This window comes from Variovorax sp. 01N429 (assembly GCF_056399425.1).
The window spans coordinates 150,267-165,618 of record NZ_JBFTRG010000001.1 but is presented as its reverse complement, the minus strand read 5'-3'; the positions used below and the strand labels follow the sequence as shown (position 1 = coordinate 165,618).

Annotated in this window: 14 protein-coding genes and 1 tRNA gene; 3 read left to right on the top strand and 12 right to left on the bottom strand. The window is 63.7% G+C overall.

Features of this window, described 5'->3' with window-relative positions; all coding sequences use genetic code 11:
• Window positions 1–744, top strand: coding sequence for a lysophospholipid acyltransferase family protein (locus tag AC1DSF_RS00815; RefSeq protein ID WP_478124823.1), 744 nt, complete (start codon window positions 1–3; stop codon window positions 742–744).
• A gap of 236 nt (window positions 745–980) precedes the next feature.
• Here the strand turns inward: AC1DSF_RS00815 and AC1DSF_RS00810 are convergent, their stop codons facing one another.
• The 4 genes from AC1DSF_RS00810 to AC1DSF_RS00795 form a co-directional block, all read right to left on the bottom strand.
• Window positions 981–2,060 carry an NUDIX domain-containing protein gene (locus AC1DSF_RS00810; protein WP_478182170.1) on the bottom strand — a complete coding sequence of 360 codons (1,080 nt, stop codon included), beginning with the start codon at window positions 2,058–2,060 and terminating at the stop codon, window positions 981–983.
• Window positions 2,061–2,143: 83 nt separating this feature from the next.
• Entirely contained in the window at window positions 2,144–2,677 is a 534-nt protein-coding gene (locus AC1DSF_RS00805) for an Rrf2 family transcriptional regulator (RefSeq protein ID WP_478124821.1), read from the bottom strand.
• A gap of 124 nt (window positions 2,678–2,801) precedes the next feature.
• The gene (locus AC1DSF_RS00800) at window positions 2,802–3,152 is read right to left on the bottom strand and encodes a hypothetical protein (RefSeq protein WP_478124820.1); all 351 of its coding nucleotides are present in this window, start codon (window positions 3,150–3,152) and stop codon (window positions 2,802–2,804) included.
• A gap of 35 nt (window positions 3,153–3,187) precedes the next feature.
• Window positions 3,188–3,499 carry a hypothetical protein gene (locus AC1DSF_RS00795; protein ID WP_478124819.1) on the bottom strand — a complete coding sequence of 104 codons (312 nt, stop codon included), beginning with the start codon at window positions 3,497–3,499 and terminating at the stop codon, window positions 3,188–3,190.
• 31 nt (window positions 3,500–3,530) lie between these two features.
• Between AC1DSF_RS00795 and AC1DSF_RS00790 the strand changes: the two genes are divergently transcribed.
• Complete coding sequence (locus tag AC1DSF_RS00790) at window positions 3,531–3,860, top strand: hypothetical protein (RefSeq protein WP_478124818.1); 330 nt, start codon at window positions 3,531–3,533, stop codon at window positions 3,858–3,860.
• A 43-nt stretch (window positions 3,861–3,903) separates the two neighbouring features.
• Here the strand turns inward: AC1DSF_RS00790 and AC1DSF_RS00785 are convergent.
• The 7 genes from AC1DSF_RS00785 to AC1DSF_RS00755 form a co-directional block, all read right to left on the bottom strand.
• Window positions 3,904–3,978, bottom strand: a tRNA-Arg gene (locus AC1DSF_RS00785).
• Window positions 3,979–4,002: 24 nt separating this feature from the next.
• Entirely contained in the window at window positions 4,003–8,034 is a 4,032-nt protein-coding gene (locus tag AC1DSF_RS00780) for a translocation/assembly module TamB domain-containing protein (protein WP_478182169.1), read from the bottom strand.
• Window positions 8,035–8,069: 35 nt separating this feature from the next.
• Window positions 8,070–9,962: an autotransporter assembly complex protein TamA gene (locus AC1DSF_RS00775; RefSeq protein ID WP_478124816.1), complete on the bottom strand. Its 1,893-nt coding sequence runs from the start codon at window positions 9,960–9,962 to the stop codon at window positions 8,070–8,072.
• Between the two features lie 51 nt (window positions 9,963–10,013).
• A complete protein-coding gene (locus AC1DSF_RS00770; RefSeq protein ID WP_478124815.1) occupies window positions 10,014–10,931 on the bottom strand; it encodes a 2OG-Fe(II) oxygenase in 918 nt (305 codons plus the stop codon).
• Window positions 10,932–11,110: 179 nt separating this feature from the next.
• Window positions 11,111–12,298: a vWA domain-containing protein gene (locus AC1DSF_RS00765; RefSeq protein WP_478124814.1), complete on the bottom strand. Its 1,188-nt coding sequence runs from the start codon at window positions 12,296–12,298 to the stop codon at window positions 11,111–11,113.
• 6 nt (window positions 12,299–12,304) lie between these two features.
• Entirely contained in the window at window positions 12,305–12,919 is a 615-nt protein-coding gene (locus tag AC1DSF_RS00760) for a GNAT family N-acetyltransferase (RefSeq protein ID WP_478124813.1), read from the bottom strand.
• Between the two features lie 44 nt (window positions 12,920–12,963).
• On the bottom strand, window positions 12,964–13,818 hold the full coding sequence (locus AC1DSF_RS00755) for an AAA family ATPase (protein WP_478124812.1): 855 nt from the start codon (window positions 13,816–13,818) through the stop codon (window positions 12,964–12,966).
• Window positions 13,819–13,968: 150 nt separating this feature from the next.
• Here AC1DSF_RS00755 and AC1DSF_RS00750 point away from each other — a divergent pair, with 150 nt between their 5' ends.
• Complete coding sequence (locus AC1DSF_RS00750; RefSeq protein WP_478124811.1) at window positions 13,969–14,649, top strand: c-type cytochrome; 681 nt, start codon at window positions 13,969–13,971, stop codon at window positions 14,647–14,649.
• A gap of 97 nt (window positions 14,650–14,746) precedes the next feature.
• On the opposite strand, the gene pcaG is transcribed toward AC1DSF_RS00750, so the two are convergent.
• On the bottom strand, window positions 14,747–15,352 hold the full coding sequence (gene pcaG, locus AC1DSF_RS00745) for a protocatechuate 3,4-dioxygenase subunit alpha (protein ID WP_478124810.1): 606 nt from the start codon (window positions 15,350–15,352) through the stop codon (window positions 14,747–14,749).

The window sequence follows — 15,352 nt, the reverse complement described above, 5'->3', positions numbered from 1 at the left end:
ATGCAGGCCCTTTCCGCGAGCCTCAGGCTGCTGCGAGCCCTCGCGCATGTGTTCGGAGGCTGGTGGACCATCCGGACCCGGTTTCCGCATCTATCGGCGGCCGAGCGCGAAGCCCGCGTGCAGCAATGGGCAGAGCAAATGCTGAACCTGATGGGGATCAGCTTGACGGTGCAAGGTACGCCGCCGACGCACGGGCCGGTGCTGGTGGTCTGCAATCACCTCTCGTGGCTCGACATCCTGACGATTCATGCGGCGAGGCATGTGCGCTTCGTTTCCAAGTCGGTCGTGCGGCACTGGCCGGTCATCGGCACGTTGTCGACTGGGGCCGGATCGCTCTACATCGAGCGTGAGCGGCGACGCGACGCCATGCGCGTGGTGCATCACATGACGGAGGCGTTGCGCAAGGGGGACGTGATCGCCGTCTTCCCGGAGGGAACGACCAGCGACGGCCATGGCTTGCTTCCTTTTCATGCGAATCTTCTACAAGCAGCCATCTCCTCCGGTGCGCCGGTGCAACCCGCCGCCCTGCGGTTTGCCGATGCGGCTTCGGGGGAGACCAGCTATGCGCCGCGATACATCGACGACGACAACCTGCTCACGTCCGTCTGGAATACGCTGAAAGCACCGCCGCTGCTTGCAATTGTCCGATTCGGAGAGCCCCAGCCGTCGCATGGACGCGAGCGGCGTGAGTGGGCGCGAAGCCTTCACGCTGACGTCCAGACGCTTCGCCGTGATCTGAAATAGCGTTCTTTGCTTCCGGGCCTGATGGCGGGCCCGTCCAAAAAACAGCGCCCGGGAGGGCGCTGTGCAACGGCGCCATGAGCGCCGGGAGGAGGAAATCGTCGTCGGGGGCGTGCCTGACCGGCCAACGCGTCTCGGAGGTTTCGCGAAGGGCTCTTTTTAATGCCTAGGTATTCACCTTAGGCCGCGCTTGGGCGTTTCGCTGCCGGAAAAGGCTGCGGGCGGACGTCGTCCGCTGCCTACAGCGATCCCTGGCGCGGCAAAAGGGGCAACAGGCCGAGGTAGTKGTCGAGCATCTGGAAGTGATCATCCAGAAAACGATCTTCCCGCTCCAGCAGGTGCGCGATCGGCACCCAGTCGGCGGCGGCCGCATCGTCGTCCGCCTGCAAGGATGGGAGCTCGCGCTCTCCGAGATCGAAGAAATGCCCGTGGGTGATGGTGCGTCCGCGCTGGCTCCGGTCGGGCCGGTCGAACACGTCGTTGGCCCTCAGGGCCGCGCGCAGCGTGGCAGGCGGGAGCGCGAGGTGCGTTTCTTCGTCCAACTCGCGCAAGGCGGCCTGCAGCGTCGTTTCGCGCTGTTCCAGGAATCCTCCCGGCACGGCGAGCAGTCCTTTGCCAGGCGCGTGCCCACGTTCGATGAGCAAGACCTTGTCCTGACACTTCACCACACAGTCGACGGTCACCAGCACCGGCGGATAGGGTGCCGATGCCCACGATGCGTCGTATTCGCGAAGCACCGCAGCCTCTTGCTGAAGTGCCTCGAAGAGGCGTTGTGCGCTCCAATCCCTGAGGAAGTCCGCAGTGCTTGCGGGAACCTCCTTTGCCAACTCGACGAGGGCCTTGGAGGGCGTGGCGAACAGGGCATCGCGCATAGCGCTCGCGGGGCGAATGGGCAGGCTTTCTCCAAGCTGAAGCGACCATTCTGGAAATTCGCGGAGGTATTCGCGCGTCGCGTCCCGAATGTGTCCGACCAGCACGGTCGAAGACGGTTTTTCAACGCTGTGCTCAGCCAGGGCCTGCGCTACGCCTCGTCGGACTGCCGCCAACCATCGCGCCTCGTTGAAATAGTCCCGCACCGGCACGAACATGACGCGCTGCTGTTCCAGTGCAGGCAGGGCCCGGCGCACCATCTCCGCTCGCTCTTCCCAGGTGAATGGGTGCTTTGGCGAGCGGGCCTGAAATGCCGAGCCGATCACCACGACCACATGGGTGGCCGCGTCGAGCGCCTGCCTCAGAAGGGAAAGATGGCCCTCATGAAATGGCTGGAAGCGGCCGATGAGAACAGCGAGATCGCGCGTCGAAGAATGCGAGGAAGTCATATTGAATGCGAGAGCATAGGGCGTTCTACTTTGCGAACGCCCCGCTCGCGCAATTTGATTCCTGCGACGCGCTCAAGTCCACATCAAGAGCGCTTTGCCAGCATGCTTCCCAGCGCGAAAACCGAGTTCGGCGCGTTGATGGGCGCCGGCTTCACGCGCGCGGCGGGCACGACAACGCGGCGACCCGGTCTTTCGACTTCCACACCGCGCGCGATCTGTTCGTCGACCAGGCTCTGCAGCGTGATCGAGTCGAGAAATTCCACCGCGCGATGGCGGACGGAGGCCCAGAGTTCGTCTGTCGCGTGGCGATCCACCGCGCCTGGCACATCACCCGACAGGGGCCTTGCCGTGTCGTCCGCGATGCCGTCGATCGCCATGATGATGCTCGCGACGGTGATCTCCGCTGGCTTCTTGCCGAGCGAATATCCCCCGCCGGGGCCGCGGGTGGACTCGACCAGGTTGTGGCGGCGCAACTTGGCAAAGAGTTGTTCGAGGTGCGACAGCGAAATCCGCTGTCGGCGGCTGATGGAGCCCAGGTTGACGGGGCCCGCGGCGCCTTGCAGTGCCACATCGATCATGGCGGTGACTGCAAATCGGCCCTTGGTGGTGAGACGCATGGTGATTCTTCCTGTACGGGGAGCGGCTGTCGCCGCCGGATAAGCACATCGGGCGCACGGATGCGCGATGCAGGCGCTCGCATCGAGAGAAAAGCGGAGCCAAAGGCTCTCGAGGCGGCGAGGCTTAGACGGGGAGGGCGGTGCTGCGAGGTGGCCGCTTGGGCCGCTCGAGCCAGGGAGAAGGCGAGCTGTTCGCGGCCGATCGGGGCGGCCATGCGGACGCGATTGCCTCGACCACCAGCGGTTGTCCGCCGGTCAGGCATTCGGTGAAGTCGGGGCTTGCCTCATCCAGGCCCGCCGTCTCATCGTTCGCGTCAGGGTTGAGCGGATCGCCCATGGAAGAGGCGTCTTGCACTACGGTCACGAGCTTGCTGGTGCCGTCGTGCGGCTCGCTCCCTCCGGCTTGCGCGATGGTCGCGAAGCCGTAGCAAGACAGCAGAAACGCAAAGAAGGAGGCAATGAGCCAGCGTGGCATGGGCGATGGATTTTAACTTTGCGCCGAAGGGCGGTTTATTCCCACCTCGGGAGGTCTTGCAACGCGGTGTTGGGCCGGTCGGTCAGGTCGACGCTGGTGATTTCCTTTCCGCTCGGCCCAAGCTCAACGTCCCAGGTGATCTCCCAGGTGTGATCTTCGGTGCGGCGAACCAGGCAAATTTCTTCGCCGGCCGCAAGAAGTTGGAGGCACTCGTCGAGGCTGATGCGCTGCGCAGAGCCGAGAGCCAATCCGCTCGAGCCCAACTCTTTGTGGACCACCGGGTGGATGGCGACGAGATCGATTTTCCCGTCCTTGTAGTGGACAGCAGAAATTGCGTGCTGGGCCATGAGGTGACCTCCTTCCTGGGGCGGATGCAGTATGGCGCCAGCGTCGGTCTGCCTGTCGCGCAAATGGGTATGCGGTGACGGGCAGCGGCGCCGGCCGGGTCGATTCTGGCTCGAAAAACTGAAAACTAAAGTGTGCGATTTTTCCTTGGGCGTCGGCGTAGGCCATCAAGACAATCGATCCATGGCGAAATCATCAACCGACATGCAGAATTTCAGTACCTTTGCGGCCCTGCACCGTGCAGACTTGACGCACGAGCCCCTGAAGGCCATCGGATTGGGGGTGCCTTGGGGACGAATTGCACTGATCGCGATCGCGAGTGTTGTCGCCGCGGTGGTGCTGCGTGTGCTGGCGGCTTGGTAAGCGGCGGTTCTCCGCGGTGGACGCGGACACGTGAGGAGGCACATGGTGCCCTCGACAGGAATCGAACCTGTATCTGAGTCTTAGGAGGACCCCGTTCTATCCATTGAACTACGAGGACGAGAGCGGCCGCAACTTTACCAGTTCAGTCGAACCGCACCGTGTAGATCAGGTCGAGCCCGCTCGGTTGCCCCGCTTGCCCGCGCAGCGTAAGGCGCTGGGTAAGGTCATAGAAGATGAAGAGCGTGCCCAACGTGCCGGCAAGGCTGCGTTCATAGGTGATGTAGAAATCGCGCGCAAAGCGTTTGCCGACGGTAACTGCCGATTCGCGCACGTCGCCGCCATTGCCCGGGCCCTTGAAGCCGATCTCGTCCAGGCCGAAGCGGCTGGCGAGTCCGCCGCCTGTTCCGCCGCTGCCCAAACCCCCGAGAAGGGCCAGCGCAGCCTGTTGCAACAGGACGGATTCGCCGCCACTGGTGGCTGACGCGCGTCCGAGCATGAGCCATGAGAGCGTCTCCTGGTCCGACAGCTGCGGTTCGGAATACAGCCGCACGCGGGGTGATTGCGCTGTACCCGTGATGGCAACGCCGGCGCGCTGCTGGATATTCGGCCGGATGGCGAGAATGTCCAGTTGCGGATTGTCGACCGGGCCATTGAAGCGCGCGATGCCGGTCTCGACGGTGAGTTGCTGGCCGTAGGCTCGGAATTGACCGCTGACGGTCCTGACCTCGCCCGTGACACGCGGCAGCGCTTCCAGTGCGGTGCTGTGAATGTCGAGCTTGCCCGCCAGCCGCGTGGTGAGGCCATGCCCCTGCACGGCGAAATCGTTGCCGAGGTCGAAGCTCACCCTGATGTCCGGCGGCTTGGCGGTCCGTGCAGTGGCAACTTGGCCCCCGTTGGCTTCGGCCTGCCGCTTGGCTTCCTCCTGTGCTTCGCGGTCGCGCGCCGCCGAGCGGATCACCACATCGCTGCCCAGGTTCGGCGCGGTCTGCTCGGGCAGGATGATGACGGCGCGGTCGGTTTTGAGGTCGCCGCGGACGGTGAACTGGCCGTTGTCGAGCTTGGCCTGCAGATCGCCCGAAAGCGTCACTTGCCGATCCGAGCGCACCAGCACGCGCAGCGACCGAACTTGCGCCTGCATAGCCATGCGGATTCCCGTCCCTGCTCCAGCCGTTGGCGCGGAGCCCCATGCGATCTGGCCGCTTGCCGAAAGGGTGCCGCCGTCGCGCGACGCTTCGCTTGCTGCGGTGCTGATGTTGCCGCTCTGGCCGGGAATGCGAGTCTGGCTGCCCAGGCCGCCCTTCAGGGTGAACTCGGTGACGTCGACGTGGTTGCCTGCCAGCGTGGCTCGCAGGCGTCCGGCGCGCAGGTCGAGCCCTTCGACGAGTGCGCGCAACGCAAGCTCGTCGGCGCCGAGCGTGCCGTTCCACAGTGGCTCTGCCCGGTTGCCGGAAAGGGTGGCGTCGGCCTGGAGCGTGCCGGCAATACGCCATCCCGGCGGCGCCAGCATCGACCAGACGCCCAAGTTGGGCATTCGCGCGGTGACGCGACCGGCGAGCGGCGCGTCCGACGCCCACTGCCAGCCGCCCGGGCGCTTCTGCAGCCGCGTGCTGGCCTCGACGCGGATCTCGCCGGCGCGCTGGCTGTCCCACGCCAGGCTGCCACGCACTGTGTCGCCTTCGGCGTCGAGCTTGAGTTCGGCTTGCCGCAGCCCTGCGGGCGTGCTGACGCCGGGGCCGGCGGCATCCATCGTGATTTCGCTTGCTGCGCCGGTTCCATGGCTGGTGATTCGAGTGACCAGGGCCGCTTCACCTGCCTGTACGCGAATGTCCCCACTCTCGCGCGTGACGCGGGCGTGCGCGCGCAGGGTGTCGCCGGCGTCGACGTCCCATTCGCCGTTGAAAAGCAAGTCGCCGCTGAATCCGATCCGGGCGAGTGCATCCGTTTCGCCAGCCGCCTCGAGCCAGGCCATGGGCAGGCCTTTCAGCGTCCCCTTCGATTGAAGGCGGATGGCGCGCGCATCGCCCGATCCGCTGCTGCTGAAGCGCAACGGCTGCCAATCGACCGTCACCGTGCCGGGCAGCGGGCCGTGCAGTTCCGCCGTAGCGCCCGACGCTTCGATTTCAACGCGCGAAGGGTTGGCATCAACTGTGCGAACGGTGGCGCTGACGGCGCGGCGAAGTTCCACCGTCCAAGGGCCGGGACGCTCGCTGTCGTTGATCTGTGCGCGCAATGTGGCGATGGCGGCGTGCCACTGGTTGGCACGCTCGATGCCGCCGCTCGCGCGCGTGTCGAGAGTGATCTTGCGAGTACCGCTGGTGGCCTCGCCGTTGAGCGTCAGCGTGGCCTGTGCGAGGCTGCCGGACAAGTCGGCGCGCAGCCCGTTGAGCGCGACTGAAGTCGCGTCCCCGGTCTGCGGTGGCGGAAGCCGGAGGTCGAGCTTGGGAACCGTCAACGTGGCCTGCACCGTCGGCTCCACGCTGCCTCGCGGTGCGGGCTCGCTCGCGTTCTGCAACCGGCGCTGCACCGCCTGCCATCCGCCTTTCCAACTGGCATCGAGCCGCGCATTGCCCTGCATGGCCGCGCCGGCAAACACGCTTTCCAATTCGGGCAGCCCTTCAATCCAGTGCTGCAGGCTGGCTGCGTCGTTGATCTGCGCGCTAACCTGGCCGTCGCCGGTGGTGCGCGCAATGCGCCCTCGCAACTGCGCAGTGCCGCCAGGAACGATGAGATTCAGGTTGCCGCTGCCGGCTTGCTCCGCGACCCGCACTTGCAAGCGGCCATCGATGCTGGCGTGTTGCGCTTCGATGCGCATCGACTTCAGATCGAGCACCTCGTTCCGCCACTGTCCTTGTGCGATCGCGCGTTGCAGGCGCAAGCCCTGCAGGCCGGCACCGCCCGCGGCGCGCAGCGCGACGTCGAAGCGGATCGCGTCGCCTTGCTGATCGGCCGTGACCGTGCCATTCAAGGGCGCGCCGGCAAGCTCGGTATGCAATTCGCCGAGCTGCACTCCGATCACGCTGGCATGCGCCTTCCAGGGCTCCGGCGCGGGGCTCCAACTGCCTTTGAGCTGAATACGACCGCTGCCCAGATGCACCGTTGCGTCGGGAAAAGTCCAGCTCTTGCCGTCGAAGCCGGCTTGCGCCTCGATCTGCTCGACGGGCAACTTGCCGGTGTCCCAGGGTCCGGCAATTGCATTGCGAATGTTGGCATGGGCTTTCCAGTTTTTCTCGCCGGCGGCCGCATCGGGTCCGGCCTCGACCTCACCCGTCAGCAAGCTCGCGGGCGCTTGCGGCCATAGGGTGGAAAGGTCGATGTTCTCGAACTCCGCGTGAGCGTCGATCACGGGCTGCGGCTGCCACGGCGCGATGTTCGCCTGCAACTGCGCGCGCATCGGCGACTCCGCGCTTTCCTCCACGGGCTGGAGCTGCGCATCGACAGCCAGACGGGCATCGGCTCCGGCCAATGTCCCTTTGACGGACGCTTCGGCCAGGATGTCGATGGACCGATCTTCGGGCAGGAGCGCGCGCACGCGTCCCTTCAAACTGGCATCGAGCGCCATGGGCGCTGGTCCCTGAAGATCGACGTGCGCACCGTAATGGCCATCAGCCACGTCGACGCCGGCGACTTCGAGCACGTGATGCTCGTTGACGTAGCGATAGCTACCCTCGAGCTTCGTGGCTTGCAGAGCCGGCGGACCGGCCCATTGCAACAAGTCGACGGAAAAAGGCACCTCGATTTCGACCGGCAGCACGATCTGCTGAAGCGGCTCAACAGGTTGGTCCGTGGTCGGCCCGCGCTTTTCGATCAGCAAGCGGTCGGCATGCACTTCGCCCAATTGCACCCTGCGCTTCAGCAGCGGCGCGAGCCGCCAGGAGATTCGCGCTCCGTTCACTTCCACCGCGAGCGTCTCGCTTTGCCAGCGCAACCATCCGATGCGTCCTCCGGCTCGCAAGGAGCCCGACACGTCGCGGCTCTCAAGACTCTGACCGGCAGGCAGGTAGCGCGCGGTTCGCGCCAGTGCAAACGCAAGCGATTCGTCAGTTCCGAGCCACCACCAGGCACCGGCGGCGAGCGCCAGCACCAGCGTCACCAGCCCCGTCACCGCCCACGCAATGACGCGCAGCACGCGCCGCCCACGCGGGCGCCCGTCAGGCGAGGCCGGCGCTTCTTGCATCTCGGATGGTTCAGTCGGCATAGGCTCTGAGGACCTCAGAAGGTGAAACCCAGGCGCAGATGCAGCCTGAAGGACTTCACCTGCACGCCGTACGCCACATCGATCTGGACCGGCCCGATGGGGCTTCGCCATCGAGCCCCGACGCCCACCCCCACCTTGGCCTGCATTTCGCTGGGCTGGTCGGCCACTGCACCCACGTCGACGAAGGCCGCGCTTTCCCAATCGGTGAATTTGCCGTCATAGACGAAAGGGCGCTGGTACTCGATGCTGCCTACGCCGAGATAGCGTCCGGCGATGATCTGGCCATCCGGCTTGACTGCGCCGATGGATCGGAACCCATAGCCGCGCACGGTGGTGTCACCACCGGTCAGGAAGCCCAGTGTCGATGGAATTTGCGCGGTGTCCTTTGCGACGACTGCCCCAGCCTCGGCACGCAATTGAATGCGCGCCTGGCGTGCCGGCGTGCCGCTGTCGCCAGCCTGTACGCTGCCCGCGGGCAGGAAGCCGACCCACCGCGCGTAAGTCCGCGTGAAGGGATCGCGTTCGCCACTGAGCGTGTAGCCCGCGCCCAGCTCCAACGAGATTCCGTAGCCTCGAGTCGGCGCGGCGGCGTTGTCGAAGTAGCGGCCGGTCCAGCCCCAGTTCAGACTCAGTGCGGACGCCGATGGCGGTGGATTGAAGCCGTGATTCACCGCGTAGTCGTATTGCAGGAAGTAGCTGCGGTCGATGTGGTCGCTGTTCTGGTTGCGCCCGCCGCGCAGGCGCCCGCTGTCGACCGTGTAGCTGCCCGAGACTTCGCTCTTCAGTCCGGCCGACGTGAACGAGCGCCAGCCATCGTCGCCCGGAATGGCGCTCCATTCGGTTCCGAGCGATTTCTCGTCCTTGTCGAGCGAAAGCTTGGAGACTGCTCTCCAGCCGAGCAGCGGCATGCTGTTGTGGATGTGGTCGAGCGACAGCCGCAATCCGCTGTCGGTCGTGAAACCCACGCCTGCGACCACTCTTTGAAAGGGTGCCTCACGCAGCTGCGCAATGACCGGTGCGAGCAGAGGGTCGGATTCGTGCGTGTCGAGCGTGAGGAACACCGATTCGAAGAACCCGCTGCTCGCCAGGCGCTGCTGCGCATCGAGCAACTGCTGCTGGTCGTAGTCCGAGCCTGTCGGGACGCGCGCGATCCTCCGGATACTGTCCGCGTCGTAGCGCTTGTTGCCCTGGAGCACGAGCGGGCCGAAGCGATAGGCTGGCCCCGACGCATACGCCGCGCTGAGCTTGGCTTCACCGCGATCGGCGTCGATTTCGGCCCGGCTCGAGACGATGCTGCCAGTGGGATAGCGCCGGGCGGTCAGGCTGCGGAGCGCGGCGGCCTTGGCGTTGTCCCAGGCTTGTTGATTGAAAGGCTGGCCCTGGCGCAGCGACCAGCCGGAGCGGATTGCTTCACGGCGCGCTTCGGACTTCGGGTCTTCAGCGATCGGCCCGCTGAAATCGATGCGGACATCGCTGACGCGCGTGAGTTCACCCGGCTCGACGGTGATCTTGACGTTGCGCGGCGTCTTGGCGCCGGGCGTTTCCTGCATTTCGAGCGTGAGACGTGGCGTGAAGTAGCCCAGTGTGTTGAGCAGCTCACGCGCGTTGCCCTCTGCGGCGACCATCAGCCGCGAGAGTTCGACAGCGCCCAAGTCGTCGAGCTTCTTGTAGCGCTGGATCTCGAGGTTGCGCACGAGGAAGTCGCGGACTGAATCAGGCGCCTGCACTTCGACGGAGAAAGAGCCGCTGCCCGATTCGCTGGAAGCGCCCGCGACCGGGAGGGCCGACGTGTCCGTCGCTTCAGTTTGTTTTTGCGGCAGAAGGCTGCATCCCTGAAGAAGAAGGATGCTTGCAAATAACAACGCCGGCATCCAAGCCGGCGTGAGAGATCGGACCGCCCAACGCATGCGGCCATTCTGACAGCATGGGCATGGGCCACCCCGGGGCGATGCCCGTCGTCAGCGACCGAAAAGCTTGCGGCCCAGTGCCCAGACGATCGGCGGGACGATCATTCGCGCGATGGCCTTGGCCTGGTCCATCCGTTCGGTGTGCATGAACTTCGATGCGGATTCATCGCCCAGGCGTTTGCCGGCTGCGGGGCTCGTATAGAAATACGCGGCGACGGAACGCCTTGGACGACTGTCGGGGGTGCGAAGCGGCTTAGTGTGCCCGTGGTAGCTCATGGGGCCGTGCGGCATCACGATCGTCCGGCCAAATTCGGGCTGGATCGAAGTCACGCAGCGGTCGGCCTTCTTGTCCCAGAGCTCCAGTGCCGAGCCCCATTCGGGGTCCCATCCCTTGTTCAGGTAGGTGATGAACACCATTGCATTGCGCAGGCCGATGTCGCGGTGGCGGCTGAAATCGCGGTGCACCGCGAACGTCGCGCCTTCCCTGCTTTCATGGAGCCCGCCTCCCACCAGTTTGGGGTCGGGCAGCAAATAAGAAACGCCGGTGACCGACGACAGCCATTCCGTAAACCAGCCCGAGTTCACGATGTCGAAATACAACTGGGAAGCTGGGTGGAGCGATACGCCGGGGACCGATCGCCGTGTCGACTCGTACTTGGTCCTGACGTCGGTCCATTCCGAACTGGGGAGCTCGTCGAACTCGGCGGCCACAAGTTCGAGCAGTGCCGGATGAAAAAGGCCATCGAGCACGAGGTAGGGGAAAGGTTGGGCGCCGGCGAGTTGATCGCGAAGTTGCTTGCAACGCTCCGGCTCGAAGAACGAGCGGTCGACCAGATTGTCGAGTGGGAGTTGCACTCCGCGAATACAGACGTAGTCCATGGAGGAGCGAAGCATGGCATCCATGCAGTCCGACGACCAGGGTTGCTCGTGAAGCTCGCTATTGAACGCTTGCAAAGGTCGTGCAGACATCGATGACTCCTAGGATTCTGGAGTTGTACGTATTGAATCCTTAAGGCGTCACTTTAGAGCAAAGCGGGTTATCCGTGACAAATTTTTTACGAATTTGTCCAAATGTAAGCACGCGATGTGGTGCCGATGTGGTGCCGATGTGGTGCCGATGTGTGCCGATGTGTGCCGATGTGGCGCGGCTACTTCGAGAGCAGCCGCATCGCGTCTTCAAGCCCCCGCAGCGTGAGCGGATACATGCGGTGCGACACGAGTTGCTGCATCACCGCGATGCTCTGGCGGTACTGCCACACACCGTGCGGCTCCGGGTTGATCCAGGCGAACTTCGGAAAAGCGTGCGTCAGCCGCTGAATCCACTCGGCGCCGGCTTCTTCGTTGTTGTATTCGACACTGCCGCCAGGCTGCAGGATCTCGTAGGGGCTCATGGTCGCGTCGCCGACGAAGATGAGCTTGTAGTCCTTGTTGTACTTGCGAATGATGTCCCAGGTCGCGAACTTCTCGGAGAAGCGGCGCCGGTTGTTCTTCCACATGAAGTCATAGACGCAGTTGTGGAAGTAATAGAACTCCAGGTGCTTGAACTCCGTCTTGACGGCCGAGAACAACTCTTCCACCCGCTGGATGTGCTCGTCCATCGTGCCGCCCACGTCCATGAGCAGGAGCACCTTCACGTTGTTGTGCCGCTCCGGGACCATCTTGATGTCGAGGTAGCCGGCATTCGCTGCCGTCGAGCGGATGGTGTCGTCCAGATCCAACTCTTCCTCATGGCCTTCGCGGGCGAACTTGCGCAGCCGGCGCAATGCGACCTTGATGTTGCGTGTGCCGAGTTCCTGACTGTCGTCGTAATCTTTGTACGCCCGCTGGTCCCATACCTTGACCGCGCTCTTGTTCTTGCCTGCGCCGCCGATCCGCACGCCCTGCGGGTTGTAGCCGCCATGGCCGAAAGGCGAAGTGCCGCCGGTGCCGATCCACTTGTTGCCGCCTTCGTGACGCTCCTTCTGCTCCTCGAAGCGCTTCTTGAGCGTTTCCATGAGCTCGTCCCAGCCCATCTTCTCGATCTTGGCTTTTTCTTCAGCCGTGAACTCGCGTTCGAGCGTCTTGCGCAGCCAATCGAGCGGCACTTCCTTGGTGAAGTCCGCCAGCATCTCGACGCCCTTGAAGTAGGCGGCAAAGGCACGATCAAACTTGTCGTAGTGTTTCTCGTCCTTCACGAGCGAGGTGCGCGACAGGTAGTAGAAATCGTCGAGGCTGAAGGCGCCGTCGGAGTTGGGGCCGACGACGTCGGCCTGCAGCGCCTCGAGCAGCGTCAGGTATTCCTTGACCGAGACCGGCAGCTTCGCCGAACGCAGCGTGTAGAAGAAGTCGATCAGCATGGCGAATCACTCCTGGGGCGGTGGGCTCGAGCGGGGCTTGTCCAGCAGGTAGAGCAATTGGGCGCGCACTTCGGGCCACTCCCCCGAGCGCAGGCTGTACATCACCGTGTCGCGAATGGTGCCGTCGCGGCGCAGCGCATGGCCGCGAATCACGCCGTCTTTCTTTGCACCCAGACGCTCGATGGCGCGCTGCGAGGCGTGGTTGAAGTTGTCGGTGCGCCAGCCCACCACATGACAACCCAGCGCATCGAAAGCATGCGTGAGCATCAGCAGTTTGCAGGTGGTGTTGACGTGCGTGCGCTGGCAGCGGCTGGCGTACCACGTGTAGCCGATTTCGACGCGTTTCACGGCGGGCAGGATGTCATGAAAGCTCGTGGTGCCAAGCACAGTTCCGCTGGCTTCGTCGGTCACAGCAAACGCGAAACGGTTGCCCGCTTCGCGCATTTGCAGTGCGCTTTCGACGTAGGCGCGCGTGTCCTTGGGCTCCGGCACCGAAGTCACTCGAAGGTTCCACAACTCGCCGTCGGCGGCCGCTTCGCGCAGCCCTTCCTCATGGTCGAGCGACAAGGGCACGAGGGCGATGCCGCGCGCCCGGAGCGTGATGGGTTCAACGAAAGCCATCTTCAGGTCCTCAGATCCTCATATCCGCACATCGCGGGAGCGCCTCAGCGGTTGTTCCGCTGCATGAAGACGAGTTTTTCGAACAAGGTGACGTCTTGCTCGTTCTTGAGCAACGCACCGACGAGCGGGGGAACCGCAACCTTGTCGTCCTTGCTCTGCAGTGCTTCGAGCGGAATGTCTTCGGCGACCAATAGCTTCAGCCAGTCGAGCAGTTCGGACGTCGACGGCTTCTTCTTGAGCCCAGGCAAGTTGCGCACGTCGTAGAAAGTCTTCATCGCGGCGGTGAGCAGTTCCTGCTTGAGGCCCGGGAAGTGCACCGCGACGATGCTCTTCATCGTCTCCGAATCTGGGAACTTGATGTAGTGGAAGAAGCAGCGGCGCAGGAATGCGTCCGGCAGCTCTTTTTCGTTGTTGGAGGTGATGAACACCACCGGCCGGTGCTTGGCGCGAATCAGTTCGCGCGTTTCATAGCAATAGAACTCCATGCGGTCGAGTTCGCGCAAGAGATCGTTCGGGAATTCGATATCGGCCTTGTCGATTTCGTCGATCAGCAAAGCAACCGGCTCGTCGGCGGTGAAGGCTTGCCACAGCACACCCTTGACGATGTAGTTGTGAATGTTCTTGACGCGCTCACCGCCGTCGACGTCCGCCAATTGCGAGTCGCGCAGCCGGCTCACCGCGTCGTATTCGTACAGGCCCTGCTGGGCCTTCGTCGTCGATTTGATGTGCCACTGGAGCAGCGGCAGATTGAGCGCCTGCGCGACCTCTTCGGCAAGCATCGTCTTGCCGGTACCGGGCTCGCCCTTGACGAGCAGCGGTCGTTTGAGCGTGATGGCCGCATTGACCGCGAGCATCAGATCCTGCGTGGCGACGTAATTGTCTGAACCCTTGAATTTCATGGATGGCATTGGGAAGGGTGGTTGAAAGAACACAACATCGATCTGTGCTGCGAGCACTTCGACTGCTTCGCTTATGAGGCCTCGCGAAGAGCCCCCATATAATCAAATGTTGATTTGAACCTTGTATCTCCACGAGATTGTGCGCGCAAAATGAACAAGTTGTTGACCACGATGTTTGCCTTCGCTGTCGCTTGCGTGACGGTCTCGGCCCAAGCCCAGAAGATCACGGGCAATGCCGAAAATGGGGCCAAGAAGACCGCGATGTGCATGGGTTGCCACGGCATCATTGGTTACCAGGCGAGCTTCCCCGAGATTCACAAGGTGCCGATGATCGCGGGCCAAAGCGCTACGTACATCGTTTCGGCGCTCACCCAATACAAGGGTGGCGAGCGCAAGCACCCAACCATGCGCGCCATCGCCGACACGCTGAGCGAGCAGGACATGGCTGACCTGGCCGCCTACTACAGCCAGCTCGGACTCAACGAAGGCGTCGCGCCGCCCGCGACGCCCAAGGCGCCGAGCGAACACGTGCAGGCGCTCATTTCACGCGACAAGGACAACGCCTGTACCAAGTGCCATGGCGCCAACTTCAATACACCCAACGACGGTTCGGTTGCCAAGCTCGCGGGCCAGCATGCCGATTACCTCTACGTCGCGCTGAAGTCGTACAAGGTGCCAAATCGTCCGAACGTCGGCCGTTCGCATGCCGTCATGGGCGGCCAGGCCAAGAAGTACAGTAACGACGAACTCAAGGAACTCGCCACCTACATCAGTTCGCTTCCTGGCGATCTGAAGACGGTGCCGGAATCGCGCTTCCATCACGAAGACTGACAGCGTCCACAGCGTCTAAGGCGCATACAGCGCCTCCCGCCCATCAACGACAAAGCCCGCTCGAGCGGGCTTTGTCGTTTGGGGTCGCGTCGTTCGATCAGACGTCGAAGAAGACCGTCTCTGCCGGACCCTGCATGTGGATGTCGAAGCGGTAGGTCACCGCGCCGCCTGTTTCGGTGCGCTTGGCGACGAGCGTATTGCGACGCTCGGCCGGCACGCTGTTGAGCACGGCATCCTTGGCGTTGGCCGCGGATTCGTCGCTGAAGTAGACGCGCGTGAAAGCGTGCAGCAGCATGCCGCGCATCATCACGATCATGTTGATGTGCGGGGCTTCGCCGGGCGATTCCGCGCCGGGCTTGACCGTGTGGAACACGTAGCGGTTCTGCGCGTCGGTCCCCGTGCCGGCGCGGCCGAAGGCGCGAAAGCCGATTTCGGTTGCGTTGTCGACCGACTGCGGATAAGCGCCGGTGCCGTCGGGTTGGCTGATCTCGATCAGGGCGTCGTTGATCGGATTGCCGTCTCCGTCGATGACACGGCCTTCAAGGCGGATGCGCTCGCCGCGCGCGCCATCAAGTGCAACGATCGCGTCGAAGGGTTGGTCGAAGTCATAGCCGTACTGGGTGGCCGCGAGGCCGTAGGCGAAGTAGGGGCCGACCGTCTGCGATGGGGTCTGGCCGAAATTGGTTTCGAGTGCGCTCATCAT

Coding starts and splice junctions, on each gene's coding strand:
- AC1DSF_RS00815 (WP_478124823.1), top strand. CDS start 1: ATGCAGGCCCTTTCCGCGAGCCTCAGGCTGCTGCGAGCCCTCGCGCAT.
- AC1DSF_RS00795 (WP_478124819.1), bottom strand. CDS start 3,499: ATGGCCCAGCACGCAATTTCTGCTGTCCACTACAAGGACGGGAAAATC.
- pcaG (WP_478124810.1), bottom strand. CDS start 15,352: ATGATGAGCGCACTCGAAACCAATTTCGGCCAGACCCCATCGCAGACG.
- AC1DSF_RS00750 (WP_478124811.1), top strand. CDS start 13,969: ATGAACAAGTTGTTGACCACGATGTTTGCCTTCGCTGTCGCTTGCGTG.
- AC1DSF_RS00790 (WP_478124818.1), top strand. CDS start 3,531: ATGGCGCCAGCGTCGGTCTGCCTGTCGCGCAAATGGGTATGCGGTGAC.
- AC1DSF_RS00775 (WP_478124816.1), bottom strand. CDS start 9,962: ATGCGTTGGGCGGTCCGATCTCTCACGCCGGCTTGGATGCCGGCGTTG.
- AC1DSF_RS00765 (WP_478124814.1), bottom strand. CDS start 12,298: ATGCTGATCGACTTCTTCTACACGCTGCGTTCGGCGAAGCTGCCGGTC.
- AC1DSF_RS00780 (WP_478182169.1), bottom strand. CDS start 8,034: ATGCAAGAAGCGCCGGCCTCGCCTGACGGGCGCCCGCGTGGGCGGCGC.
- AC1DSF_RS00755 (WP_478124812.1), bottom strand. CDS start 13,818: ATGAAATTCAAGGGTTCAGACAATTACGTCGCCACGCAGGATCTGATG.
- AC1DSF_RS00800 (WP_478124820.1), bottom strand. CDS start 3,152: ATGCCACGCTGGCTCATTGCCTCCTTCTTTGCGTTTCTGCTGTCTTGC.
- AC1DSF_RS00770 (WP_478124815.1), bottom strand. CDS start 10,931: ATGTCTGCACGACCTTTGCAAGCGTTCAATAGCGAGCTTCACGAGCAA.
- AC1DSF_RS00805 (WP_478124821.1), bottom strand. CDS start 2,677: ATGCGTCTCACCACCAAGGGCCGATTTGCAGTCACCGCCATGATCGAT.
- AC1DSF_RS00760 (WP_478124813.1), bottom strand. CDS start 12,919: ATGGCTTTCGTTGAACCCATCACGCTCCGGGCGCGCGGCATCGCCCTC.